The following is a 22,917-nucleotide window of genomic DNA, read 5'->3' as shown; positions in this document are numbered from 1 at the left end:
GCCTAGAGATCGGTAATAAGCGTCACGCAGGCACCCCGCCTGTCGCACCCCCTCCCCTACAGTCGCTTTGTGCTCTTTGGGATGGTGTGTGCGCTTGGTGCGGCGGTCTGTTTCGGTACCGCGACGGTGTTGCAGGCGGTTGCCGCGCGGGCGGCGGGCAGCGGGGGCGGTGGGGAGGCGGCGCTGCTGCTGCGGGCGGTGCGGCAGTGGCGGTATCTGGCGGGGCTGGGGCTGGACGGGGTGGGGTTCCTGTTGCAGATCGCGGCGCTGCGGTCGGTGCCGATCTATGCGGTCGGGGCGGCGTTGGCGTCGAGTCTCGCCGTGACCGCGGTGGTCGCGGCGCGGTTGCTGCGGGTGCGGTTGAGCCGGGCGGAGTGGGGTGCGGTGGGGGTGGTGTGTGCCGGGCTCGCGATGCTGGGGGTCGCGTCGGGGACGGAGGGGGATCTGGAGGGGCCGGAGGCGTTGAAGTACGTGATGCTCGCTGTCGCCGTGGGTGTGCTGCTGCTCGGGCTCGTTGGCGGGCGGCTGCCGGAGCGGGGGCGGGGGTCGCTGCTCGGGCTGGGGGCCGGGTTCGGGTTCGGGGTGGTCGAGGTGGCGGTGCGGTTGATCGACTCGCTCGCGCCGTCGGAGCTGCTCGTGAATCCGGCGACGTACGCCCTGCTGCTGGGTGGGGGCGCGGCGTTCCTGTGTCTGACGTCGGCGCTGCAGCGGGGGTCGGTGACGGCGGCGACCGCCGCGATGGTGATCGGGGAGACGGTGTGGCCCGCGCTGGTGGGGGTGGTGTGGCTGGGGGACCGTACGCGGGAAGGGCTGGGGTGGCTGGCGGTGCTGGGGTTCCTGGTCGCGGTGGTGGGGGCGTTGGGGCTGGCGCGGTTCGGGGAGGCGCCGGTGGAGGGGGAGTCGGTCGGCGTGTGACGGGTCGTTGTGGTTGCGGTGGCCCGGATTTCCGCCCCCGCCGCCCTTACCCGTTCCCGTCCCCAGGAGCTGCTGCCGACGGAGCCGAAGAACGAGGGGCCGAAGACCGAGGGGTGGAGCTCACGGCTATGGCATCACCCTGCACAGCGCCTCCAGCGCACCCGGCCACGCTCGGTCCGACGGTGCCCCGTACCCCACCACCAGGGCGTCCAGTGGCTCTGTCACCGCCTTCGGGTGGCGGAAGTAGGACAGGCCGTGGAGGGCGACGCCCTGCCAGGCGGCGGACTGGACGACGGACTGTTCGGTGCCGGGCGGGAGGCGGAGGACGGCGTGGAGGCCGGCCGCGATGCCGGTGACGTGGACGTCGGGGGCGTGCAGGGCCAGGGCCGCGACCAGGGCGTCCCGGCGGCGCCGGTAGCGCAGGCGGGAGGCGCGGACGTGGCGGTCGTAGGAGCCGGAGACGATGAACTCGGCCAGGGTCAGCTGGTCCAGCACTCCGCAGGTGTCGACCTTGCCCTTCGCCTCCGCGGCCGCCTCCGCCAGTGCCGGTGGGAGGACCATCCAGGCCAGTCGGAGGCCGGGGGCCAGGGACTTGCTGGCCGTGCCGAGGTAGACGACGTGGTCCGGGTCGAGGCCCTGGAGCGCGCCGACCGGCTGGCGGTCGTAGCGGAACTCCCCGTCGTAGTCGTCCTCCAGGACCAGGCCTCCGGTGCGTCGCGCCCAGTCGACGACCGCGGTCCGCCGGTCCCGGTGCAGGGGCAGGCCCATCGGGAACTGGTGGGCGGGGGTGAGGAGGACGGCCCCGGCCCCGGCCGACCCGCCCGGGTCCGTGCCCAGTTCGTCGTAGGGCAGCGCCTCGGCGCGCAGGTCCGCGGCCGTCAGCTGGTTCCAGTGCACGTCCAGGCCGTAGGACTCCACCGCGACCGACCGGACGCCGCGTGCCCGCAGGACCGTGCCGAGGATGCGGAGGCCGTGGGCGCAGCCGGCGGTGACGATGATGCGGTCAGGGTCCGTGCGGACGCCTCGCACGCGGGCGAGGTAGCCGGCGAGGGCGGTGCGCAGTTCGACGCTGCCGCGCGGGTCGCCGTAGCCGAGGGTGTAGTGGGGGGCGGCGAGGAGGGCGCGGCGGGCGGCCTTGAGCCACTCGCCGCGGGGGAAGGCGGTGAGGTCGGGGGTGCCGGGGCGGAAGTCGTGGGCGGGGCGGTGCGATGCGCGGCGGCCGGGTCCGGTGCCCGACGGCGGGATCACCGCGCGGTCCGCCACCCGGGTGCCGGAGCCCTGTTTCGAGGTGAGCCAGCCTTCGGCGACCAGGTCGGTGTAGGCGTCGGCGACCGTGTTGCGGGCGATGCCGAGGTCGGCGGCGAGGGAGCGGGAGGAGGGCAGCCGGGTGCCCGGGGCGAGACGGCCGGTGCGGACGGCCTCGCGCAGGGCGTCGGTCAGGCCTCGGCGCAGGCCGGGGCCGGTGGGTTCCAGGTGGAGGTCGACGCCCAGAGTGGCCCAGGTTTTCGGCATGGAAATGGACCATACCCGTGGGCAGCCTCACGCATAGTGTCGCCGTTATGACGACGCACACCGATGACCGTCCGACGACCGTGGAGTACGCCCCTGAACACGCTCCCCGGCTGAACTGGGCCGAGCAGGCTCCCGAGGTCTTCAAGGCGATGGTCCGCCTCGACGCCGCCGCCCGGAAGGGTCTGGACCCGAAGCTGCTGGAGCTGGTGAAGGTCCGCGCCTCCCAGATCAACCACTGCGCGCTCTGTGTCGACATGCACAGCAAGGAGGCGTTCGCGGCGGGCGAGAGCGTCGAGCGGATCGTCCAGCTGAGCGCGTGGGAGGAGTCGGAGCACTTCTACACCGGGCAGGAGCTCGCCGCGCTGGCGCTGACGGAGGCGGTGACCGTCCTGACGGACGGGTTCGTTCCGGACGAGGTGTACGAGCGGGCCGCCGAACATTTCACGGAGGCCGAGCTGGCGCAGTTGATCGCGGCGATCGCCGTCATCAACGCGTGGAACCGTTTCGGGGTGACCTGCCGGCTGGTGCCGGGGCACTACCAGCCGGGGAACAAGTGACGGGGCGTACGCGGCTGTTGGACCCGGGCGTGGGGCAGGCCATGTCCGCGCTCAGCGCCGCCGCGAAGAAGGGGCTCGGGGACCCCGCGCTGGCCGAACTGGTGGTGATCCGGGCCTCGCAGCTCAACCACTGCGCGTTCTGTCTCGACATGCATCTGCGGATCGCCCGTGAACACGGGGTGAGCGAGCGCAAGTTGGACCTGCTGGCGGCGTGGGAGGAGGCGGAGGACGTCTACGACGAGCGGGAGCGGGCCGCGCTGGCGCTGACGGAGGCGGTGACCGTCCTGACGGACGGGTTCGTTCCGGACGAGGTGTACGAGCGGGCCGCCAAGCACTTCGACGACAGCGGGCTCGCCCATCTCATGGGTCTGATCGTCGCCATCAACAACTGGAACCGGGTGATGGTGAGCCGCCGTATCCCGCCGGGGGGCCACACAGCATGAGCAAGGTCGAGATCTTCCGCAGGCTGCACCGCCGCCCGGCCCAGGACGATCCGCTCGTCCTGCCGGGTCCCTGGGACGCGGCCAGCGCCCGCGTCTTCGCCGAAGCCGGTCATCCGGCGCTCGCGACACCCAGCGCGGGGGTCGCCGCCGCCCTCGGATACGAGGACGGGGCGACGCCGGCCGACGAGATGTTCGCGGCGGTGGCGCGGATCGCCCGGGCCGTGGACGTTCCGGTGTCCGCGGACGTCGAGGGCGGGTACGGGATGGCTCCGAAGGAGCTGGTGGAGCGGCTGCTGGAGGCGGGTGCCGTGGGCTGCAACCTTGAGGACTCCAACGGGGGTGTCCTCAAGGACCCGCACCAGCACGCCGAGTGGCTCGCCGAGGTGCGGTACGCGGCCGGGGACGCGCTGTTCGTCAACGCCCGCATCGATACGTTCGTGCGCGGGGTCGAGGATCCCGAACCGACCATCGAGCGGGCGGCGTTGTACACCGCGGCGGGGGCCGACTGCGTGTATCCGATCGGCGCCCCGCCGAAGGTGCTGCCGTTGCTGCGAGCCGGGATCCACGGGCCGATCAACGTGATCGCGCGGGTCGGCAACGGCCCCTCCCCCGCCGAACTCGGCGAACGGGGCGCCACCCGGGTCACGTTCGGGCCGGGCCTGCAGCGGCGCTCGTCCGAGATCCTCGCGGAGCTGGCCGCGGAGATGAGGTGACCGGGCAGAGGTGACCGGGCAGGGGCATGCCCCGGCGCGCCCGGCGGCTAGAAGGTGAGCGACGCCGTGTAGTAGACCTTGCCGTTGCTCATCTGCCAGCCGAAGGCGCCGGTGCGCAGCCCCCTCGGGCACTGGCGCCACGCCGTGGTGAAGGTGTCGTAGCCGGGGATCGTGCCGTCCTTGTAGACCTTGGCGCTCTGGCCGTCGGGGCCGTAGCAGGTGATGCCGAACGTGCCCTTGGCAGACCTGGAGGTCGTGTTCGAGAACTTGACCTTGGCCTTGGTGCCCGACTTGGTGATGCACCGCGCCGTCAGCCTGCCGCTGCACGTCCACTTGGTGGCGGCATCCGCGGACGGCGCGGCCAGTCCGACGAGGGAGAGGGTGGTGAGCGCCGCCAGGGTGAGATGCGTGATCTTCTTCATGCGCCTCAGCCCACCAGACGGCACGGGAAGCGACAAAATCGCTTTCGCCCGTAAGGTGGCGGTTCACCACCATTCCCAGTGGATCTTCTTACGCGATCCATGCCTGCCAGGTGGACTCATGGCCGGCCACCCACTTCTTCGCCGCCTCCTCGGGTGTCAGCTTCTGTTCGGCGATCATCAGGGAGACCTCGTTCTGGTCCTCGGTCGTCCACTTGAACTTCTTCAGGAAGGCCGCCGCCTTGCCGCTGCTCCGGGCGAAGTCGGCGTTGAGGTACTTCTGCAGCGGGGTGTGCGGATAGGCGCAGGCGACCTTCTCCGGGTCGGCGTCACAGCCCTCCTTGTAGGCGGGCAGCTTCACCTCGGTCATGGGGACCTTCTTGAAGAGCCACTGCGGTGAGTACCAGTAGGTGAGGAAGGGCTTCTTCTCCTTGGCGAACTGCTTGATCTGGGTGATCTGCGCGGCCTCGGAACCGGCGAACACGACCTGGTAGTCCAGCTTCAGGTTGGTCACCAGCGCCTTGTCGTTGGTGACGTAGGAGGGCGAGCCGTCCATCAGCTGGCCCTTGCCGCCGCTCTCCGCGGTGCGCATCTGTGCGGCGTACTTGTTCAGGTTCTTCCAGTCGGTGACGTCCGGGTGCGCCTTGGCGAAGTACGTCGGGACGTACCAGCCGATGTGCCCGGTGACCCCGAGACCGCCGCCGTTGACGATCGTCTTCTTGTCCTTGACGTAGCGCTGTTCCTGCTCGGGGTGGCCCCAGTCCTCCATGATCGCGTCGACGCGGCCCTGACTGAGCGCGTCCCAGGCGGGGACCTCGTCGACCTGCACGGTGTCCACGCGGTAGCCGAGTTCGTGCTCCAGCAGGTACTGCGCGACGGCCACGTTGGCCTGCGCGCCCACCCAGGACTGCACGGACAGGGTCACGGTCTTGGCACCCTGCGCGTTGGCGAAGGGCGAGGCCTGCTGGGTCATGTCGGCGGCACCGCAGCCGGTCAGCAACAGCAGGGAAGCGGCACCGGCCACTACGGCAGTCGTACGTACGCGCATGTCACGCTCCCTTCTTCGCGCGGCGTTCCGTCGGCTGGGTCACCCGGTCGAGCATCAGGCCGAGGCAGACGATGGCCGCGCCGGCCACCAGGCCGGTCGCCAGATCGCCCTGGGCGAGGCCGAAGACGGCGTCGTAGCCGAGCGCACCGCCACCGACCAGGCCGCCGATGATGACGACGGCGAGGACCAGGACCACGCCCTGGTTGACGGCGAGCAGCAACGCCGGGCGGGCGAGCGGGAGCTGGACCTGACGGAGTTGCTGCCAGGGGGTGGCGCCGAGCGAGCTCGAGGACTCCAGCGCGGCCGGGTCGACCTGCCGCAGCCCCTGGGTGGTGATGCGGACGACGGCGGGCAGCGCGTAGACGACGGCCGCGGCGACCGCGGGTGCGCGGCCCACGCCGAAGAGGGCCACCACCGGGATCAGGTACACGAACTGCGGCATCGTCTGGAAGACGTCCAGGACGGGCCGGAGCAGCCGTTCGACACGGTCGCTGCGGGCGGCCGCGATGCCGGTCGCGAAGCCGATGACGAGCGTGACGGCGACGGCGGCGAGGACCTGGGAGAGCGTGTCCAGGGACGGCTCCCACACGCCGAGCACGCCGATCGCGGCCATGGCGAGGACCGCGGTGAGCGCGGTGCGCCAGGTGCCGATCAGCCAGGCCAGGGTGGCGACCACGAGCAGCACCGACCACCAGGGCAGCCACTGCAGGCCCTCCCGGAGCGGGTTCAGGACCCAGGTGGTGAAGTGGGCGGCCCAGTCGGCGGTGCCGCCGACGACGGGGACACCGGAGTAGAGGTGGGCGGTCATCCAGTCGACGGCACGGTTGACGGGCTGGGCGATCTGGACGACCCACGCGTCGGGCCAGTCGAGGCGGCCCATGAGACGTCCGGCCACGGCCACGGCGAGCGCGGCGGCGAAGGCGTATGCCCAGCCCCTGCGGCCGGAGCCCTCGGTGCCGTCTCCGGCGGCCGCCGTCACCCGGTCCAGTACGACGGCGAGCAGCACGATCGGGATGCCCGCCGCGAGCGCCGCACCGACGTCGACCGACGCGAGCGCCTGGTAGACGCGGTCACCGAGGCCGCCGGCGCCGATGACCGACGCGATGACCGCCATCGACAGGGCCATCATGATCGTCTGGTTGAGGCCGAGGAGGAGCTCCTTGCGGGCCAGCGGGATACGGGCTGTCAGCAGGCGCTGCCGTGCGGTGGCGCCGAGCGAGTCGACCGCTTCCAGGACCTCCTTGTCGGCGCCGCGCAGGCCGAGGGCGGTGAGCCGGGCCATGGGCGGGGCGGCGTAGACGACGGTGGCGAGGACGGCCGCGGGGACGCCCATGCCGAAGATCATGACGACGGGGAGGAGGTAGGCGTACGCCGGGAGCACCTGCATGGTGTCCAGGACCGGGCGCAGGGCGCGGTCCATGCGGTCGGAGAGGCCCGCGGCGAGTCCGAGGAAGGCGCCCACGACGACCGAGGCGAGGACGGCCACGACCATCAGGGCGAGGGTCTGCATCGTCGGCACCCACATGCCGAGCAGACCGCAGGCGAGGAACGCGGCGGCGGTGCCGAGGGCGAGCCTGATGCCGGCGACCCGCCAGGCGACGAGGGCGCCGATCGCCGTGACGCCGGCCCAGCCCACTCCCAGCAGCACCAGGTAGACGGCACGGACGCCGAGGACGACCGCGTTGCTGACGTGGCCGAAGAAGTAGAGGAACAGCGGGTGGCTGTCCCGGTTGTCGACGATCCAGTCGCTGGCCGTGGTCAGCGGGCCGGTGAAGTCGACGGTGAGGGCGTCGGGCCAGGTGCCGCTCGCCCAGCGGGCGTTCGCCAGCGGGACGAGGATCGCGGCGACCGCGGCGAGCAGCACGAGTTTGTGGACCGCGCGGTGCCGCAGGACGGCGGGGACCGTACGGGGGACGGCAGCGGTGATCGTAGCCATCAGACCGCCTCCTTGGCGGTCCCGGCCACCACCCCGAGCAGTGCGTCCGAGTCCACCACCCCGACACACCGGCCCTTGTCGACGACCCGGGCCGGAGCCCCTGCCCGCGCGACCGCCTCGATGGCCTCCGAGACCGTGGCGTCCGGCGCGACGGCCGGGCCGTTGCCCTGCTCCGCGGCCGACGCGGTCCGCATCGCCGTACGGACCGTCATCACCTGCTCGCGCGGCACGTCCCGGACGAACTCGCGGACGTAGTCGTCGGCCGGTGACCCCACGATCTCCTCCGGGGTGCCGAGCTGGACGACGCGGCCGTCGCGCATCAGCGCGATGCGGTCGCCCAGTTTCAGCGCCTCGTTCAGGTCGTGCGTGATGAAGACCATCGTGCGGCCCTCCTCACGGTGGAGGCGGACGACCTCCTCCTGCATGTCCCGGCGGATCAGGGGGTCGAGGGCGCTGAACGGCTCGTCGAACAGCAGGACCTGGGGGTCGGCGGCGAGCGCGCGGGCCAGCCCGACGCGCTGCTGTTGACCGCCCGAGAGCTGGCTCGGCCGGCGCTGTTCCATTCCCTCCAGGCCGACCTTGGCCACGACGTCCGCCGCTCGCGCCCGGCGCTCCGCCTTGCCGACGCCCTGGATCTCCAGGCCGTACGCCACGTTGTCGAGGACCGTGCGGTGCGGGAGCAGGCCGAAGTGCTGGAAGACCATCGCGGCGCGGTGGCGGCGCAGTTCGCGCAGGCGGGACTTGTCCATGGCGCGGACGTCCTCGCCGTCGATGGCGATGGTGCCGGCCGTCGGTTCGATGAGGCGGGTCAGACAGCGGACCAGCGTGGACTTGCCAGAACCCGAGAGCCCCATCACCACGAAGACCTCGCCCTTGCGGACGTCGAAGGAGACGTCCTGGACGGCGGCCGTGCAGCCGGTGCGGGCGCGGAGCTCGGCGGGGGCCAGCCCCCTGAGCTCCGGGTCCTCGGGGATCCGGTCCGCCTTCGGGCCGAAGACCTTCCACAGGCCGTCGACGGAGAACACCGGGTTCTCGGCCGTCGTGCTCGAAGTCTGCGTCGTACTCGTAGCCGTACTCATCACGCACCGCCTCCGATCAGGTCCACGGCCCTCTCGCCGACCATCAGCACTCCGATCATCGGGTTCACTGCGGTCATCGTCGGGAAGACCGAGGCATCCGCGATGCGGATGCCGTCCAGGCCGCGGATCCGCAACTCCGGGTCCACTACGGCCAGTTCGTCGTCGGCGGCGCCCATACGGCACGTTCCCGCCGGGTGGTACACGGTGTGGGCGACCTTGCGGGCGTACTCGCTGAGCTCCTCGTCGCCGACGACGGCCGGCCCGGGGCACACCTCACGCTTGAGCCAGCCCGCCAGCGGCTCGGTCTTCGCGATCTCACGGGCGATGCGGATGCCGTCGACCAGCGTGCGGCCGTCGTAGTCGTCCTCGTCGGTGAAGTACCGGAAGTCGAGGGCGGGCTTCTCGGACGGGTCGGCGCTGGTCAGGTACAGGCGTCCGCGGCTCTTGGGCTTGGGGATGTTCGGGGTCATCGAGACGCCGTACGCGGGCCGTTCGTAGCCCAGACGTTCCGGGTTGTCGGTGAAGGGGACCTGGTAGAAGTGGAACATCAGGTCCGGGCCCGCGTGGTCGGGGTCGCGGCGGACGAACAGGCCCGCGTCGGAGTCCATCGCGGAGTTCTCCGGGATGGGCCCGTGGGTCTCCCAGACGATCACCGACTCGGGGTGGTCGAGGAGGTTCTCGCCGACGCCGGGCAGGTCCTGGACGACGGGGATGCCGAGCGCCTCGAGGTCCTCGCGGGGGCCGATGCCGGAGTGCAGCAGCAGGCGCGGCGAGTCGACGGCGCCCGCGCACAGCACGACCTCGCGACGGGCCCGGACGACGAACTCCTCGCCGTCCGCGGCCCGCACGTGGACGCCCTGTGCGCGTGTGCCGTCCAGGTCGAGCTTGTACGCCCAGGTCTCCAGAAGGATCGTCAGGTTGGGGCGCTCGTCCATCACCGGGTGCAGATACGCCACGGACGCCGAGGACCGCTTGTTGTTCTCGGGGTGGTAGGCGAGGTCGAAGAAGCCGACGCCGTCGTCGAAGGGCTTGCGGTTGAAGCCCTCGACGCGCGGGACACCGGTCGCGGCCTGGGCCGCGTCGACGAAGTCGCGGGCGATGGCGTTCCGGTCCTTCTCGTCGACCGGGACGATGTTGTTGAGGAGGCGCGCGTAGTACGCCTCCATGGGTACCGCGCCCCAGCCCTTGGCGCCGTTCGCCTCCCACTCGTCGAAGTCGGACGGCAGCGGCTTGAAGGCGATCAGCGTGTTGTGGGAGGAGCAGCCGCCGAGGACGCGGGCCCGGCTGTGCCGGATGTGGGAATTGCCGCGTGGCTGCTCCACTGTCGGGTAGTCGTAGTCCAGGTCACCGCCGAGCAGGCCCATCCAGCGGCGCAGGGTGAGGACGTCGTCGCGGCCCACGTCGCTGGGGCCGCCCTCGATGACGGCGACGGTGACATCGGGGTTCTCGGTGAGGCGGGAGGCTATGACGGAACCGGCGGTACCACCGCCGACGATCACATAGTCGTATTCATGTTGGTGCATGGGGGTACTCCAGGGACGTGCGGTGAGCGGTTGCTTCAGCCGGCGAACCAGCGGACGGGCCGCGGCGCGAGGTTCTGGTAGATGTGCTTGGTCTCGCGGTACTCGGCGAGTCCGGCCGGGCCCAGCTCGCGGCCGGTGCCGCTCTTGCCGAAGCCGCCCCACTCCGCCTGGGGAAGGTAGGGGTGGAAGTCGTTGATCCAGACGGTGCCGTGGCGCAGACGGCCCGCGACCCTGCGGGCGCGTCCGGCGTCGCTGGTCCACACGGCGCCCGCGAGGCCGTACTCGGTGTCGTTGGCGAGCGCGACCGCCTCGTCCTCGGTGCGGAAGGTCTCGACGGTGAGGACCGGACCGAAGACCTCTTCGCGGACGACCGTCATCTCGCGGTGGCAGGCGTCCAGGACGGTCGGCTCGTAGAAGTAGCCGTCGCCCAGGCCCTCCGGCCGCTTTCCGCCGGTCCGCAGGACGGCGCCCTCCGCCAGCGCCGAGGCCACATACCCGTCGACCTTGGCGCGCTGCTGCTCGGAGACGAGCGGCCCGCACTCGACCCCGTCGTCCGTGCCGCGCCCGAGCCGGATCCGCCCGGCCCGCTGGGCGAGTTCGGCGACGAAGCGCTCGCGGACGGACTCCTCGATGATGAGCCGGCCGCCCGCCGAGCAGACCTGGCCGCTGTGGATGAACGCGGCGTTCAGGGCCTGGTCGACGGCGGTGTCGAAGCCCTCCTCGGTGGCGCAGGCGTCGGCGAAGACCACGTTGGGGTTCTTGCCGCCGAGTTCGAGGGCGACCTTCTTGACCGAAGGGGCCGCGGCCTGTGCCACCTTGGCGCCGCTGGCCAGGCCGCCGGTGAAGGAGACGAGGTCGACGTCGGGGTGCTCGGCGAGCCGGGCGCCGACCGAGTGGCCGGGCCCGGTGACGATGTTGGCGACGCCGGCCGGGAGACCCGCCTCGACGAGCAGCTCGATCAGCGCGATCGTCGTCAGCGGGGTGATCTCGCTCGGCTTGACGACGAAGGTGTTGCCGGCCGCGAGCGCGGGGGCGATCTTCCAACTGGCCTGGAGCAGGGGGTAGTTCCAGGGCGTGATCAGCGCGCAGACGCCGACCGGCTCGTGCACCACGACACTGTGGATGTCGGGCGAGCCCGCGTCGACGACCCGGCCGGAGGACTCGGCGGCGACGAGGCCGGCGAAGTAGCGGAAGGCGTCGGCGACACAGTCGATGTCGACGCGGCCCTCTTCGAGCGTCTTGCCCGCGTCCCGGCTCTCCAGCAGACCCAGCCGCTCGCGATCGCGAACCAGCAGATCGGCGACGCGGTACAGCAGCGCGGCACGCTCGGAGACGGGGGTACGCGGCCAGTCGCCGTGGTCGAAGGCCTGCCGTGCGGCGGCGACGGCCACGTCGGTGTCCTTCTCGTCACCCTCGGCGACGACGGTGAACGGCTGCGCGTCCGCGGGGTCGAGGATGTCGCGGGTCGCCCCGGAGGCGGCTTCGCGCCACTCGCCGCCCGCGTGGATCGTCTGCCGCGCCTGTCGCGCGTGCTGTCCGGCCATGATCGCTGTCGCTCCGTTCCTGTTCAGTTCCCCTGAGTCACACGGGTGTCACTCACGGGGACCGTCACCGCCTGCCCTCGCCCTCGCATTGCATGCGCAATCGATGCCTGAAAGTGCGCCGCATCACTGAACATGCGGACAAATAGGGGTGAATCGTACGCTGAGTAATGGTCCACGGAGGTGACGCATGGCAGGGAAAGCGTTGATCTGCGCGACGGCGGCGCTGCTGCTCTCACCGGTCCTGATCGCCGCGGACGACGGCGACGATCTGACCGCCCGGCAACTGGCCGACCAGGCGAAGGACAATCTCCTCGACGCCGAGTCCGTCCGCCTGAGGCTGACGGACCGCGGTGCGAGCGCGACGACCAGCAAAACGCAGCCGACGTCGATGGAGCTCAGCCTCGACCAGGACGGCAACTGCGTGGGGTCGATGCGGATGGGCTCGGGCGGCGGCAGTGTCGAGCTCGTCAAACAGGGCGACGAGGTGTGGATGAAACCGGACCGGACCTTCTGGAAGGCCCAGGTGCCCGGCGGCCAGGGCGAGGCGGTGGCCGAGCTCTTCGAGGACCGCTACATCCACGGCTCCACGAAGGACGCCATGCTCAAGGGCCTGGCCGACACCTGCGACCTGACCTCCTTCCAGCAGGACGTCGAGGGCGACGACGGTTCCGAGAGGACGCCGTTGAAGAAGGGCGAGGAGACCACCGTCGACAGTACGAAGGTGATCCCGCTGACGGGCACGGAGGACGGCAAGAAGGCGATCCTCTACGTCACCTCGGACTCCCCGCACCAGCTGGTCAGGGCGGTCCAGCGCGGTGACGGCACCAACACGACGCTGACCTTCACGGACTACGACAAGCCGGTGCCGACCGCGACCCCCTCGGCGGACGAGTCGGTCGACGTGGGCAAGTTGCAGGAGGAACTCCAGAAGACCTGAGAACCCATGGACCCGACCGGAACCTTTGACTACAGTCAAAGACCATGGACCCAGGACACCCCGAGCCCGTGTCGACGGACGACGTGGCCGCCCTCCGCCGGTTCAACCGCTACTTCACGCGCCGCATCGGAGCACTCGACGACCACTACCTCGGCCAGGACCGCCCGCTCGGCGCGGCACGGCTGCTGTTCGAGATCGGCGAGGGCGCGTCCCTGCGCGAGCTCAGGAGCCGCCTCGGGCTGGACGCCGGGTATCTGAGCCGGATGGCGAAGACCCTGGAGACCCAGGGCATGGTCCGGATCAGCGTGCACCCCGAGGACAACCGGCTGCGCAGGATCGAACCGACCCCCGCCGGCCGCACCGAGGTCAAGGAGCAGAACCGCCGGGCCGACGCCCTCGCGGCGGGCCTGCTGTCCGGCCTCACCACCGACCAGCGCGCCGACCTGACCGACGCCCTGGCCACCACCCGCCGCCTGCTGCGCCTCGCCGCCATCACGGTCGACCTCGTCGACGGCCACGCCCCGGACGCCCGCGCCTGCCTCGACGCCTACGCCGCCGAGATCGACGCACGCTTCCCGGAGGGCTTCGACCCGTCCGACCTCGTACGACCGGAGGAGGTCTCCGGGGACACCGGGGCGTTCTTCGTCGCCCACGAGGAGGGGCGGCCGGTCGGCTGCGGGGCGCTGCGCCGCCTGGAGCCCGGTGTCGGGGAGGTCCGCCATGTCTGGGTGCACCCGGAGGCCCGGCGGCTCGGACTCGCCCGACGTATCCTCGCGGCGCTCGAACAGGCCGCGTCGGAACGGGGGTTGACCGTCGTACGCCTCGACACGCATGCCACGCTCACCGAGGCGCAGGCAATGTACCGGGCGTGCGGATACGCGGAGATCCCGGCGTACGTCGATCACGTCTATGCCAGCCACTGGTTCGAGAAACGCCTGCCCGCCGCCCCCTGACGCGCTTACAGGCACGTGCCCGTCGTCGGGCAGAACGAGCTCAGGGCCGCCGTCAGCGGTTCGCGGATCTGTGCCACGGAGGTGGTCTCGGGGCCGCTCGCCCGGATCGCGTAGAACTCCCCGTCGGCCGCCTCGAAGCGGTGGTCGACGACCTGGCGCGCGCCCTTGTCCTCGTCGTCGTAGCGGTAGGTCAGCTCGGACCAGGTCGCGCCCTCGTCGCGTTCGAGGGCCTGGTAGCCGGGCTGGCGGGCGAAGCCGTAGCCGGGGTCGTTCTCGGCCAGGCGCAGGGAGTCGGCGGGGCTGTCCTCCGAGAGCCGGAAGATCTGGAGCTGACGGCCGTCGGCGGGGGCGTCGTAGTAGACCACCGTGGCCTTCTCGCCCTCCTTCTGTCTGCGGATCCAGTCCTGCGGGACGAAGAGGGTGTAGCCGACGGGGTCCTCGACGTTGCGGTAGCCGGGAGCGGGCGTCGGCGCCGGGGAGGCCAGGGGCGAGACCGGAGGCGTGGTCTGCGGGGCGATCGTCTGCGCGGGTGTGGCCGCGGGGGGCGAGGTCGCGGGGAGCGAGGTAGTGACGGCGATGCTCGTGCCCGGGGTGGCCCCGGGGCTCGTCGAGCCGTCACGGGTCAGGAACCAGGCGCCCGCGCCGATGCCCGCGCCCAGCACGGCCATCGCGGTGAGGATCACCAGCAGTCGGCTGGGACCGGGCGAAAGAGGAGGAGGCTGCGGCGGCGGCACATACGCCGGGGGCGGCGGGTACCGCGTTCCACCGGTCTGCGGCGGGGGCGGGGCCCACGTCGGTGGGGTCGTCGGCGACCGTGTCTCCGCCGAGGCCCAGGGCGGTGGTGTGTGTGACGTCTGTGTCTCCGCCGACGCCCAGGGCGGCGGGGAGCCCTGCTCCCGCGGGCCCCAGGCCGCCTGGCCGCTGTCCTCGCTCGGCTCGTGCTCGTCCGAGCCTGAGCTGTAGCCGTTCCATCCGCTCATCGCGAACCCCCCGAATCACCTTGGCGGGTAACGTTCTTGACAGTAGCGGTGAAAACGGGCGCGGGCCCCGCTCCGTGAGAAACCGGAACAGGGCCCGTGCAGGCTCGTGACAGAAGCCGGGTGGCCTCCGCGCAACGTTCGGCTCAGATGAGGCCGAGGGCGCGGACCGCCTCGCGCTCCTCCGCGAGCTCGGCGACGGAGGCGTCGATCCGGGCGCGGGAGAACTCGTTGATGTCCAGGCCCTGGACGATCTCGTACTTGCCGTCCTTGGCGGTGACCGGGAAGGAGGAGATCAGACCCTCCGGGACGCCGTAGGAGCCGTCCGACGGGATGCCCATGGAGGTCCAGTCGCCGTCCGCGGTGCCGTTGACCCAGGTGTGGACGTGGTCGATGGCGGCGTTGGCGGCCGACGCGGCGGAGGACGCGCCACGGGCCTCGATGATCGCGGCGCCGCGCTTGGCGACGGTCGGGATGAAGGTGTCGGCCAGCCACTGCTCGTCGTTGACGACCTCGGCGGCGTTCTTGCCGGCGATCTCCGCGTGGAAGATGTCGGGGTACTGGGTGGCGGAGTGGTTGCCCCAGATGGTCAGGCGCTTGATGTCGGCGACCGTGGTGCCCGTCTTCTTCGCGAGCTGGGTCAGCGCGCGGTTGTGGTCGAGGCGGGTCATCGCGGTGAAGCGCTCGGCCGGCACGTCCGGGGCGGCGGCCTGGGCGATCAGGGCGTTGGTGTTGGCCGGGTTGCCGACGACGAGGACCTTGATGTCGTCCGCGGCGTTGTCGTTGATGGCCTTGCCCTGCGGCTTGAAGATGCCGCCGTTGGCCTCGAGGAGGTCACCGCGCTCCATGCCCTTGGTGCGCGGGCGGGCGCCTACCAGGAGGGCTACGTTGGCGCCGTCGAACGCGACGTTGGGGTCGTCCGAGATGTCGATGCCCTGGAGCAGCGGGAACGCGCAGTCGTCCAGCTCCATGGCCGTGCCCTCGGCGGCCTTGAGCGCCGGGGTGATCTCCAGGAGGCGCAGCTTGACCGGCACGTCCGCGCCGAGCAGCTGGCCGGAGGCGATGCGGAAGAGCAGGGCGTAACCGATCTGGCCGGCCGCGCCGGTGACGGTGACGTTCACGGGAGTGCGGGTCATGGCGTTCTCCGTATGACAGCTGGCGGTGGGGCGGCACTGCCCCGGGCCCGGATGGGACGTACAAATGATCGATCTCTTGGTATCAAGAGATCCACCGGTCAGGCTATCGCGCATCCGGGACCCCGGACCGCCGGGTCCCTGTGGCCCACCCCACAGAACGGCTTCGGAGACAAGAAGAGGCGGCCGCCCGTCCGGGAGAGGGGGGACGAAGGCGGCCGCCGTATGGGGGTACCGACGTGGCCGGACTCCCGTGGGGGTACCGTTCGCGTGCCCACGATTCGTCCGGCCATGCCTGCGGCCCCGAAATTGTTCCCGGTCTCGCCGGCTACCCGGCGCCTACTGGGTGCACCCCTTCTTCCCCGCCGCCAGCGTCACGCAGGCGGTGGCGTCGCCGGCGTCCTTCACCGCGACCATCGGCGTGTACGCGATGGTGTCCCCGGCCGTAGTGATCGAGCCGCTCTGCGCGGCCTTGCCGGCCGTCACCGCGACCTTGTCGCCCTGCGCGGCCTGCGTGATACGGCCCCACGCGGCACCGCAGGTCTTGCTGTAGCGGACCTCCACGACCGTCGTGCCGACGGTGGCGGTCTGGGCGGTGGTCACCAGGTCCCCGCTGCACCCCATGCTCTCCGCGTCCTTGCCGGTGCAGGAGTCACCGCTGCACTCGACGCCGGGCGGGAGGTCGACGGAGGCGGTGACACTCGGGGAGGGCGAGGCGCCCGAGCCCTCGTTCTTCTTCTTGTCGTCGCCGTTCGTGACGAAGTACGCGGCGCCGATCACCACGAGCACCCCGACGACGCCCGCGAGGAACATCGTCAGCCGCCGCCTGCCACCGCCACCGGCGTGCGCGGCGGGACGGGGGCCCTGCGGGGGCTCGCCGTACGACGGGCTCGGGGACGGCGTCGACACCGGGCGGGCCGGGCTCTCCGGGGCGCGTCCGCCCGACGGCGAGGGGCCGTTGTATCCGGCCATCCCCCAGGAGTTCGGGCCTTCCCGGACGTCCGGCGTCGAGTCCCGGACCTCGGGCGACGTCGGCTGCTGCGGCACCGACGGGACCACGCCCGCGGGCCCGGCCACCCCCGGGGTCGCCGTGGCGCTGGTGCTCTTGCGGGCGGTCTTGCTGCCCTTGGCGTTCGCCGGGGGCGCCCCGAACTCGCCGAGCGCGGCACGCGCCTGGGAGATACGGATGGCCTCCATGGTCATGTCGTGGCGCATCTCGGAGCGGCTCCAGGCGCGCTCGGCGAGCTCCCACATCGTGGTCAGATGGATCGGATTGGTGCCGGTGACCTCGGCCAGGGCGACGATCGCGCCCTTGGGCGCGAGCAGCCGGCCGTTGAGATAACGCTCCCAGGACGTCTTGCTGTAGCCCGTGCGGTCGGCCAGCGCCGCGACGCTCAGACCGCTGCGGTCCACGAGCCGCCGCAACTGGCTGGCGAACTCCCTGACCTGCGGATCCAGTTCATCGGGCAAGGCCCTCCAACGAGGCATTGCTTCCCCCTCTTCCCCCCGGTCGTGCTGGCTGTTGCTGCGCTTCCCCGCGTGTGGTGCCCTCTGCCGAGTCCCCCTCTGGCTACCCACAGGGATGCGCCCGCCAAGGATCTCAGTTCCCGGGGTGGGGGCGCACGGGTGCGTCGGGGCTGTGGGCATGCACCGTTGCACGCCCACCACGCCGCGGTCCAGTCCTCCAGCGGCGGGACGTCCCGGACCGTCCCGATTGGCCACGCTAACGCGGGCGTTGAACGACTTCGTCGCACATCCGCGAACTTGTCAATACATCGACACATAGAGGGCACACATTTTTTCACACTTGCCGCTTCAGCGCGAAACTTACCCAAAAGCCACGATGCCGCCGACCGCGACGACGAGCAGCAGGAGCAGCAGCAGTCCCGCGTACCGCAGCAGCCGGCCGTCGTCCCGCTTCTCCGCCTTCTCTTCCGGCGGGGTGTCCCACCACGGCAGCGTGGGGTCGTCCTCGTACTCCTGCGCCCGCTCCGCACCCCCCGGCCGGTCCGGGACGGCCGCCGTGCGGGGCCAGGCCTGGACGGCGAGTTCCCAGCGGACCTTGACGCGCTCCACGTCGGCGTCGGCGAGACCGACGATCCGGCACAGGGCGGTCACCGCCTGCCGGGGCGGCGGCTGCGTGGCGTTGAGATAGCGGTGCCAGGAGGACTTGCTGTACGCGGTGCGCGCACCGAGCGAGGCCAGGCTGAGGCCCGTACGGTCCTTGAGCCGCCGCAGCTGCTCCACGAAGTGCCGCACCTCCGGCGGCAGATCGTCCGGCAGTGACTGCCAGGCACCCATCCAGCTCACCTCCACGGTGTCGGACGACGTCAGGGAGGCGAACGGTTCCCCTTGTGGCAGGGACCGGACACCGTAGCGGAACGGTCACTTCCGTGCCACAGCGCACTGACAGCCGTTGAACGGGGTGTTCGCCGTACAAGAAGGTGGACGCAGACAGCGGCCCGTCCTTACTCGGGGGAGAGGACGGGCCGCCGTCGTCGTTCGCGGGGAGCACCTAGCTGTCGACCGTGAAGTGCAGGGTGTCCTTCAGGAACGGGATCTCCAGCCAGGGGTTCGGCTGGGCCATCATCGACAGCAGGACGATCACCGCGCCCAGCAGGCCGTAGGTGACGATGTCCGTGAAGCGGGAGCGCACCGCGAGCATGCCGACGTCCCGCACCAGCCAGCGCAGCACGGCTCCGGCCACCAGCGCGGCGCCGATCAGCATCGTGCCGTAGCGGAAGACGTCGAGCGCGGTCATCAGCAGACCGACCGCGACCGCGCCGAGCACGAGGAGGATCGGCCACTGCCGTGCGGGCGCGGGGGCATCACTCGGCGCGGCCCGGCCGCCGCCCTCGGGGCGTGCGGTGTCCTTGGTGAACAGCGGGAAACGGCGGGTGGTGCGGCGCGGCCGGCCCTCGGCGTCGGGGGCGCTGATCGCGTCCCGCACCTCGATGTCCGCGCCTTCCGCCGCGTCCTGGCCCTCCGGGGGCGTCGTGTCAGCCTGCACTGCGCTCCGCCGCCTCGACCACGTTGACGAGCAGCTGGGCCCGGGTCATCGGGCCGACACCGCCGGGGTTCGGGGAGATCCAGCCGGCCACCTCGGCGACGCCGGGGTGGACATCGCCCACGATCTTGCCCTCGGCGCTGCGCGAGACGCCGACGTCGAGAACGGCGGCGCCCGGCTTCACGTCCTCGGGCCGGATCAGATGGGCGGAGCCGGCGGCGGCGACGATGATGTCCGCGCGCTTGAGGTGCGAGGACAGGTCGCGGGTGCCGGTGTGGCACTGGGTCACGGTCGCGTTCTCGCTGCGGCGGGTGAGCAGCAGCGGCATCGGGCGGCCGATGGTGACACCGCGGCCGACGACCACGACCTCGGCGCCCTTGATCTCCACGCCGTACTGACGGAGCAGGGTGAGGACGCCGTTGGGGGTGCAGGGCAGCGGGGCCGGCTCGTTGAGCACCAGGCGGCCGAGGTTCATCGGGTGGAGGCCGTCGGCGTCCTTGTCCGGGTCCATCAGCTCCAGGATGCGGTTCTCGTCGATGCCCTTGGGGAGGGGCAGCTGGACGATGTAGCCGGTGCAGGCGGGGTCCTCGTTCAACTCCCGCACCGCCGCCTCGATCTCCTCCTGCGTCGCCGTCTCCGGCAGTTCGCGCTGGATGGAGGCGATACCGACCTGGGCGCAGTCGCGGTGCTTGCCGGCGACGTACTTCTGGCTGCCGGGATCGGTCCCGACGAGGATCGTGCCGAGGCCGGGCGTGATGCCCTTCTCCTTCAGCACCGCCACGCGGGCGGTCAGATCGGACTTGATCGCGGCTGCGGTGGCCTTGCCATCGAGAATCTGGGCGGTCATGACCCCATCCTCGCGGATGACCGGGTCCCGGTTCCAATCCGGGTCCCCGGGCGACTGTCCCGCCGTATCCGCTCATGATCAGCGATGTTGCACTTGCACAACACATGTGGATTGCGGCTGGACAACGAACCGGCCACTGAAGAACGATTGTGGCCACAGTGCCGCGGGCTGTACCGGGGGGACGAACCGCATCTGTTGAACATTCCTCCGAACCGTGCCGCTCGTCGTCCCCGCACATTCGGTAAAACGGAGGAACACCGCCATGAGTTTCGGCGATCCGAACAACCCTTACGGGCCCCCGCCCCAGCAGCCGCCGCCCGCTCCCGGTTACGGCTACCCGCAGCAGGCCCCGCCGCCGCCCGGCATCCCGCCGCAGCACCAGGCGTACCCCGGTTACCCGCAGCAGCCGGCGTACCCCGGCTACCCGGGCGGCAACAACATGGTGCCGCAGTCGATGCCGGGCCTCCTGGTGACGGCCCGTGTCTTCCTGTTCATCATCTCGGCGGTGCAGATCATCGGCGCGCTGGCCTTCCTCTACTTCGCCGCGTTCGCGAGCGATGTGTCGGACGGCGCCGACGAGCTCGGGTTCAGCACGGGCAGTGACGGCGCCGACATGGCGGCCGGTGTCTTCGGCGTCTTCGCCCTGCTCGCCGCCGCGCTGGCGACCCTGTCCATCACCCTGGGCGTCAAGTTCGGCCGGGGCGGCCAGGGCATCCGGATCACCACGGTGATCTACGGCGCGCTCGGTGCCATCGTCGGTCTCGTCAGCCTGTTCGTCGGCCTCGACTCCGGGTTCGCCTCGGCGGTCATCGGCCCGCTGCTGTGGCTCATCTTCGGCGGCATCATCGCGGCCGCCCCGGTCACGCCGAGCGGCACCGCCTGGTTCGCGCGCCCGCGCTACTGAACGGTGCGTGACCGAACCGTCGGCGAACACCCCGTTCGCGACTGAACAGTTCGCGCCAATCCTGTCCAAGGGCCGTGTCTCACCCGTACGAGGGGAGACACGGCCCTGGTGCGTCGCCCTAGGCTGATGCGGTAGCTGTCAGGCACGGGGAGACGCACCTTGTACAGCATCATCGTGGTACCTCCGCCGACCACGGAGGACGAGCGAAACCGCACCCAGATCAGGCTCGCCCCCGGCGAGCGCCTCACCTTCGGCCGGTCCGCCCGGGAGAACGACCTGCGGATCGCCCATGACGGGGTGTCCCGCAGAGCCGGTGAGATCACCGCGCAGGGCGCCTTCTGGATCCTCAGCAACCTCAGCCGGGAACAGACGTACGTCGTCGAGAACCCGGAGGGCGCCGGCGAGCACATCAAGGTCGGCCCGGGGCGTCTGGACGCCCCCGTCCCCTTCGAGTTCTCGCGGATCGTGCTGCCCGCGGCCGGTGATCTGCTGCCCGTCGAGGTGTGGGCGCCTCGCCACGACTACCGGGACGGCGAGAGCGAGCGGGACGGTGACACCACGGCCGCCGCGTTCTCGCTGGACCCCTCCAAACGCTACTTCGCGGTCCTCGCCGCCCTGTGCGAACCCCGGCTGCGCGGCGCACCGCACGCCCCGCTGCCCACCGTCGACCAGGTCGTGGACCGGCTGCGCCCCAACTGGCCCGCCGCGTCGCGCACTTCGGTGCAGTGGAACATCGACTACCTCGCCGTGAAGCTGCGCCTCAAGCCCGGCCCGGACGAGGCCGACAGCGGCCCGCGCCTCAACGGCAAGAAGGAGTCGCTGGTCTCGCTGGCGCTCCGCTTCGATCTCGTACGGGAGGACGACCTGGTCGTCCTGACGGAGCCGTCCGACCGGGTGGCCCGGTGACCGAGCCCTACGCCGTCCCGGTGCCGAAGGGGTACCGGGTGGGTGGCTGGGAGGTGCGCGAGCCCCTCGCCACGGGCGCCTTCGGCAGCGTGTACGAGGGCCGCCGCACCGGCGACGGCGACCCGCGCATCGCCGCCCTGAAGTTCCTGCCGACCGGCACCGGAACACCCCGCCAACTGGCCCATCTGCGCGAACTCGTCGACCGCGAGGTCGAGTTGCACCGCCGGCTGAAGCAGCCGCGGCTGATCCGGATGTACGAGACGCTCGTCGTCGACGACCCGGAGCGCCCCGAACTCGACGGCGCCACCGTCCTAGTACTGGAGAAGGCGGAAGGCTCCCTGAACGCCCTACGGCTCCCGGCGCCCGGTCCTCTTCTCGCGCAGATCTGCGAGGGCCTGGCCCAGCTGCACCGTGCCGGGTGGGTGCACGGGGACCTGAAACCGGCCAATGTGCTGCTCATGGCGGACGGTTCGGCGCGACTGGCCGACTTCAACATGGCGGCGGAGCTGGAGGGCACGCACGCGTACACGCCCGCCTTCTCCACGCCGGACTACACACCGCCGGAGCTGCTGTGGTCGGAGATCGGTGAACGCGGCCGCCGTATCCGGCCCTCCGCCGACGTCTGGGCGTTCGGCGTCCTGGCCCATCTGCTGCTCACCGGTTCCTTCCCGCTGCCCGGCGGCACCCCGTCGGCCCGCCGGGACGCGGCAGCCGCGTACGCCCGGGGCACCGACGAGCTGCGTCTGTCGCCCGAACTGCCGGACGCCTGGCGGGAGATCGTGCGGGAGTGTCTGGCGCGGACGCACGCCGAACGCATCGGCACGCAGGCGCTGTTACGGCGGGTGGAGGCCGCGGCGGGCGCGGACCGCTCGCCCCGACTGCGGTGGCGCCGCTCCCGTCGTACGACCGCCGCCGTGCTGGCTGCCGTCGCTGTCGTCGCGCTGGGGTTCGGCGTCTGGGCGGGCCAGGACGACGGTTCCGACGCCAAGAACACCGCTGACGCAGCGTCCTACGGCGCCGCCGAGCTGCGTACCGGCAAAGGTGTTCCCGTGGCCTACCGTCGTCTCATCGTCGACTCCGCCCATGACTGCCAACAGGCGGAGGTCACCCCGGCGTTGCTCGCCGCGATGCTCAAGACGGAGAGCGACTTCGATCCGGAGCTGTCGGATCCCGCCAACAACGAGTACGGCATCGCCCGCTGGACCCCGAGCGTCCTGCGCTGGTGGATCCGGGCGGATGGCATACCGGCGAAGGAGACTCCCGCACCGCCCCTGACCCCCGCGCAGTCGATCCCGGCGATGAGCCGCTACCTCTGCTTCATCGAACCGCGTCTGAAGACCTCGCTGCCCGGTGACCGCCGGGTGCTGCTCGCGGCCTCCTACCGGACCTCGTACAAAAAGGTGAACGCCGCGGGCGGCGTTCCCCCGAACCAGCGTGCCTACGCCGCCCGCGTCGCTCACTGGCTCAAGGAGTACACCCCGTCCGGCGGGCAGTGACCCTGAGAGTTCTGAGGTACCTGCCCGCGACGCCCCCTGCGACGGTGGTCCCGGAAACACCGACCGCG

22 protein-coding genes are annotated in these 22,917 nt (G+C 71.3%); 9 read left to right on the top strand and 13 right to left on the bottom strand.

All coding sequences use genetic code 11. The features are described from left to right. Positions 1-81: 81 nt before the first annotated feature. Positions 82-915, top strand: a complete 834-nt coding sequence (locus tag OG381_RS28650) for a DMT family transporter (RefSeq protein ID WP_327722576.1) — start codon at positions 82-84, stop codon at positions 913-915. A 126-nt stretch (positions 916-1,041) separates the two neighbouring features. On the opposite strand, the gene pdxR is transcribed toward OG381_RS28650, so the two are convergent. Then, positions 1,042-2,427 carry a MocR-like pyridoxine biosynthesis transcription factor PdxR gene (gene pdxR, locus OG381_RS28645; RefSeq protein WP_327718955.1) on the bottom strand — a complete coding sequence of 462 codons (1,386 nt, stop codon included), beginning with the start codon at positions 2,425-2,427 and terminating at the stop codon, positions 1,042-1,044. A gap of 47 nt (positions 2,428-2,474) precedes the next feature. Between pdxR and OG381_RS28640 the strand changes: the two genes are divergently transcribed. The 3 genes from OG381_RS28640 to OG381_RS28630 are packed head-to-tail and all read left to right on the top strand — an operon-like array spanning position 2,475 to position 4,140. Further along, positions 2,475-2,984, top strand: a complete 510-nt coding sequence (locus tag OG381_RS28640; RefSeq protein ID WP_327718953.1) for a carboxymuconolactone decarboxylase family protein — start codon at positions 2,475-2,477, stop codon at positions 2,982-2,984. Then, positions 2,981-3,427 (top strand): carboxymuconolactone decarboxylase family protein, encoded by a 447-nt coding sequence (locus OG381_RS28635; protein ID WP_327718951.1) that lies wholly within the window; start codon positions 2,981-2,983, stop codon positions 3,425-3,427. The genes OG381_RS28640 and OG381_RS28635 overlap by 4 nt, the downstream gene beginning before the upstream one ends. After that, positions 3,424-4,140 (top strand): isocitrate lyase/PEP mutase family protein, encoded by a 717-nt coding sequence (locus OG381_RS28630; protein ID WP_327718949.1) that lies wholly within the window; start codon positions 3,424-3,426, stop codon positions 4,138-4,140. Before OG381_RS28635 ends, OG381_RS28630 begins: the two co-directional genes overlap by 4 nt. Before the next feature lie 47 nt (positions 4,141-4,187). Here the strand turns inward: OG381_RS28630 and OG381_RS28625 are convergent, their stop codons facing one another. From OG381_RS28625 to OG381_RS28600, 6 genes are all read right to left on the bottom strand, one after another. Continuing rightward, positions 4,188-4,562, bottom strand: a complete 375-nt coding sequence (locus OG381_RS28625; RefSeq protein WP_327718948.1) for a hypothetical protein — start codon at positions 4,560-4,562, stop codon at positions 4,188-4,190. Between the two features lie 88 nt (positions 4,563-4,650). Further along, entirely contained in the window at positions 4,651-5,607 is a 957-nt protein-coding gene (locus tag OG381_RS28620; RefSeq protein WP_327718947.1) for an ABC transporter substrate-binding protein, read from the bottom strand. A 1-nt stretch (position 5,608) separates the two neighbouring features. Continuing rightward, positions 5,609-7,543 carry an ABC transporter permease gene (locus OG381_RS28615; RefSeq protein WP_327718946.1) on the bottom strand — a complete coding sequence of 645 codons (1,935 nt, stop codon included), beginning with the start codon at positions 7,541-7,543 and terminating at the stop codon, positions 5,609-5,611. Beyond that, positions 7,543-8,622 (bottom strand): quaternary amine ABC transporter ATP-binding protein, encoded by a 1,080-nt coding sequence (locus OG381_RS28610; RefSeq protein WP_327718944.1) that lies wholly within the window; start codon positions 8,620-8,622, stop codon positions 7,543-7,545. The genes OG381_RS28615 and OG381_RS28610 overlap by 1 nt, the downstream gene beginning before the upstream one ends. Beyond that, on the bottom strand, positions 8,622-10,145 hold the full coding sequence (locus tag OG381_RS28605; protein ID WP_327718942.1) for a GMC family oxidoreductase: 1,524 nt from the start codon (positions 10,143-10,145) through the stop codon (positions 8,622-8,624). Before OG381_RS28605 ends, OG381_RS28610 begins: the two co-directional genes overlap by 1 nt. Before the next feature lie 35 nt (positions 10,146-10,180). After that, positions 10,181-11,689: an aldehyde dehydrogenase family protein gene (locus OG381_RS28600; RefSeq protein ID WP_327718940.1), complete on the bottom strand. Its 1,509-nt coding sequence runs from the start codon at positions 11,687-11,689 to the stop codon at positions 10,181-10,183. Between the two features lie 187 nt (positions 11,690-11,876). Here OG381_RS28600 and OG381_RS28595 point away from each other — a divergent pair, with 187 nt between their 5' ends. Both OG381_RS28595 and OG381_RS28590 read left to right on the top strand, forming a co-directional pair. Further along, complete coding sequence (locus OG381_RS28595; RefSeq protein WP_327718939.1) at positions 11,877-12,626, top strand: hypothetical protein; 750 nt, start codon at positions 11,877-11,879, stop codon at positions 12,624-12,626. 44 nt (positions 12,627-12,670) lie between these two features. Next, positions 12,671-13,579: a bifunctional helix-turn-helix transcriptional regulator/GNAT family N-acetyltransferase gene (locus OG381_RS28590; RefSeq protein ID WP_327718938.1), complete on the top strand. Its 909-nt coding sequence runs from the start codon at positions 12,671-12,673 to the stop codon at positions 13,577-13,579. 5 nt (positions 13,580-13,584) lie between these two features. Here OG381_RS28590 and OG381_RS28585 read toward each other — a convergent pair whose 3' ends face one another. The 6 genes from OG381_RS28585 to OG381_RS28560 form a co-directional block, all read right to left on the bottom strand. Next, complete coding sequence (locus tag OG381_RS28585) at positions 13,585-14,559, bottom strand: hypothetical protein (protein ID WP_327718936.1); 975 nt, start codon at positions 14,557-14,559, stop codon at positions 13,585-13,587. 143 nt (positions 14,560-14,702) lie between these two features. Continuing rightward, a complete protein-coding gene (locus OG381_RS28580) occupies positions 14,703-15,692 on the bottom strand; it encodes a malate dehydrogenase (RefSeq protein ID WP_327718934.1) in 990 nt (329 codons plus the stop codon). 336 nt (positions 15,693-16,028) lie between these two features. Further along, on the bottom strand, positions 16,029-17,177 hold the full coding sequence (locus OG381_RS28575; RefSeq protein ID WP_327718932.1) for a helix-turn-helix domain-containing protein: 1,149 nt from the start codon (positions 17,175-17,177) through the stop codon (positions 16,029-16,031). A 339-nt stretch (positions 17,178-17,516) separates the two neighbouring features. Further along, positions 17,517-17,990 (bottom strand): helix-turn-helix domain-containing protein, encoded by a 474-nt coding sequence (locus tag OG381_RS28570; protein ID WP_327718930.1) that lies wholly within the window; start codon positions 17,988-17,990, stop codon positions 17,517-17,519. A gap of 214 nt (positions 17,991-18,204) precedes the next feature. After that, positions 18,205-18,699, bottom strand: a complete 495-nt coding sequence (locus OG381_RS28565; protein WP_443061941.1) for a DUF3017 domain-containing protein — start codon at positions 18,697-18,699, stop codon at positions 18,205-18,207. Further along, complete coding sequence (locus OG381_RS28560; RefSeq protein ID WP_327718929.1) at positions 18,689-19,543, bottom strand: bifunctional methylenetetrahydrofolate dehydrogenase/methenyltetrahydrofolate cyclohydrolase; 855 nt, start codon at positions 19,541-19,543, stop codon at positions 18,689-18,691. Before OG381_RS28560 ends, OG381_RS28565 begins: the two co-directional genes overlap by 11 nt. Positions 19,544-19,805: 262 nt before the next feature. Between OG381_RS28560 and OG381_RS28555 the strand changes: the two genes are divergently transcribed. From OG381_RS28555 to OG381_RS28545, 3 genes are all read left to right on the top strand, one after another. Next, complete coding sequence (locus tag OG381_RS28555; RefSeq protein WP_327718927.1) at positions 19,806-20,447, top strand: hypothetical protein; 642 nt, start codon at positions 19,806-19,808, stop codon at positions 20,445-20,447. A gap of 159 nt (positions 20,448-20,606) precedes the next feature. Beyond that, a complete protein-coding gene (locus OG381_RS28550; RefSeq protein WP_327718926.1) occupies positions 20,607-21,353 on the top strand; it encodes an FHA domain-containing protein in 747 nt (248 codons plus the stop codon). Beyond that, entirely contained in the window at positions 21,350-22,849 is a 1,500-nt protein-coding gene (locus OG381_RS28545; protein ID WP_327718924.1) for a protein kinase domain-containing protein, read from the top strand. Before OG381_RS28550 ends, OG381_RS28545 begins: the two co-directional genes overlap by 4 nt. The last annotated feature ends 68 nt before the right edge of the window (positions 22,850-22,917 follow it).

Origin of the sequence: Streptomyces sp. NBC_00490, from assembly GCF_036013645.1 — a bacterium.
Classification (GTDB): Bacteria; Actinomycetota; Actinomycetes; order Streptomycetales; family Streptomycetaceae; genus Streptomyces; species Streptomyces canus_F.
The sequence above is the reverse complement of the archived record's forward strand: the minus strand, read 5'-3'. Positions and strand labels throughout refer to the sequence as shown.

Bases quoted from the DNA above. Each gene is read 5' to 3' on its own strand.
- OG381_RS28650 (WP_327722576.1), top strand. From the start codon at position 82: ATGGTGTGTGCGCTTGGTGCGGCGGTCTGTTTCGGTACCGCGACGGTG.
- pdxR (WP_327718955.1), bottom strand. From the start codon at position 2,427: ATGCCGAAAACCTGGGCCACTCTGGGCGTCGACCTCCACCTGGAACCC.
- OG381_RS28640 (WP_327718953.1), top strand. From the start codon at position 2,475: ATGACGACGCACACCGATGACCGTCCGACGACCGTGGAGTACGCCCCT.
- OG381_RS28630 (WP_327718949.1), top strand. From the start codon at position 3,424: ATGAGCAAGGTCGAGATCTTCCGCAGGCTGCACCGCCGCCCGGCCCAG.
- OG381_RS28625 (WP_327718948.1), bottom strand. From the start codon at position 4,562: ATGAAGAAGATCACGCATCTCACCCTGGCGGCGCTCACCACCCTCTCC.
- OG381_RS28620 (WP_327718947.1), bottom strand. From the start codon at position 5,607: ATGCGCGTACGTACGACTGCCGTAGTGGCCGGTGCCGCTTCCCTGCTG.
- OG381_RS28615 (WP_327718946.1), bottom strand. From the start codon at position 7,543: ATGGCTACGATCACCGCTGCCGTCCCCCGTACGGTCCCCGCCGTCCTG.
- OG381_RS28610 (WP_327718944.1), bottom strand. From the start codon at position 8,622: ATGAGTACGGCTACGAGTACGACGCAGACTTCGAGCACGACGGCCGAG.
- OG381_RS28605 (WP_327718942.1), bottom strand. From the start codon at position 10,145: ATGCACCAACATGAATACGACTATGTGATCGTCGGCGGTGGTACCGCC.
- OG381_RS28600 (WP_327718940.1), bottom strand. From the start codon at position 11,689: ATGGCCGGACAGCACGCGCGACAGGCGCGGCAGACGATCCACGCGGGC.
- OG381_RS28595 (WP_327718939.1), top strand. From the start codon at position 11,877: ATGGCAGGGAAAGCGTTGATCTGCGCGACGGCGGCGCTGCTGCTCTCA.
- OG381_RS28590 (WP_327718938.1), top strand. From the start codon at position 12,671: ATGGACCCAGGACACCCCGAGCCCGTGTCGACGGACGACGTGGCCGCC.
- OG381_RS28585 (WP_327718936.1), bottom strand. From the start codon at position 14,559: ATGAGCGGATGGAACGGCTACAGCTCAGGCTCGGACGAGCACGAGCCG.
- OG381_RS28580 (WP_327718934.1), bottom strand. From the start codon at position 15,692: ATGACCCGCACTCCCGTGAACGTCACCGTCACCGGCGCGGCCGGCCAG.
- OG381_RS28575 (WP_327718932.1), bottom strand. From the start codon at position 17,177: ATGCCTCGTTGGAGGGCCTTGCCCGATGAACTGGATCCGCAGGTCAGG.
- OG381_RS28570 (WP_327718930.1), bottom strand. From the start codon at position 17,990: ATGGGTGCCTGGCAGTCACTGCCGGACGATCTGCCGCCGGAGGTGCGG.
- OG381_RS28560 (WP_327718929.1), bottom strand. From the start codon at position 19,543: ATGACCGCCCAGATTCTCGATGGCAAGGCCACCGCAGCCGCGATCAAG.
- OG381_RS28555 (WP_327718927.1), top strand. From the start codon at position 19,806: ATGAGTTTCGGCGATCCGAACAACCCTTACGGGCCCCCGCCCCAGCAG.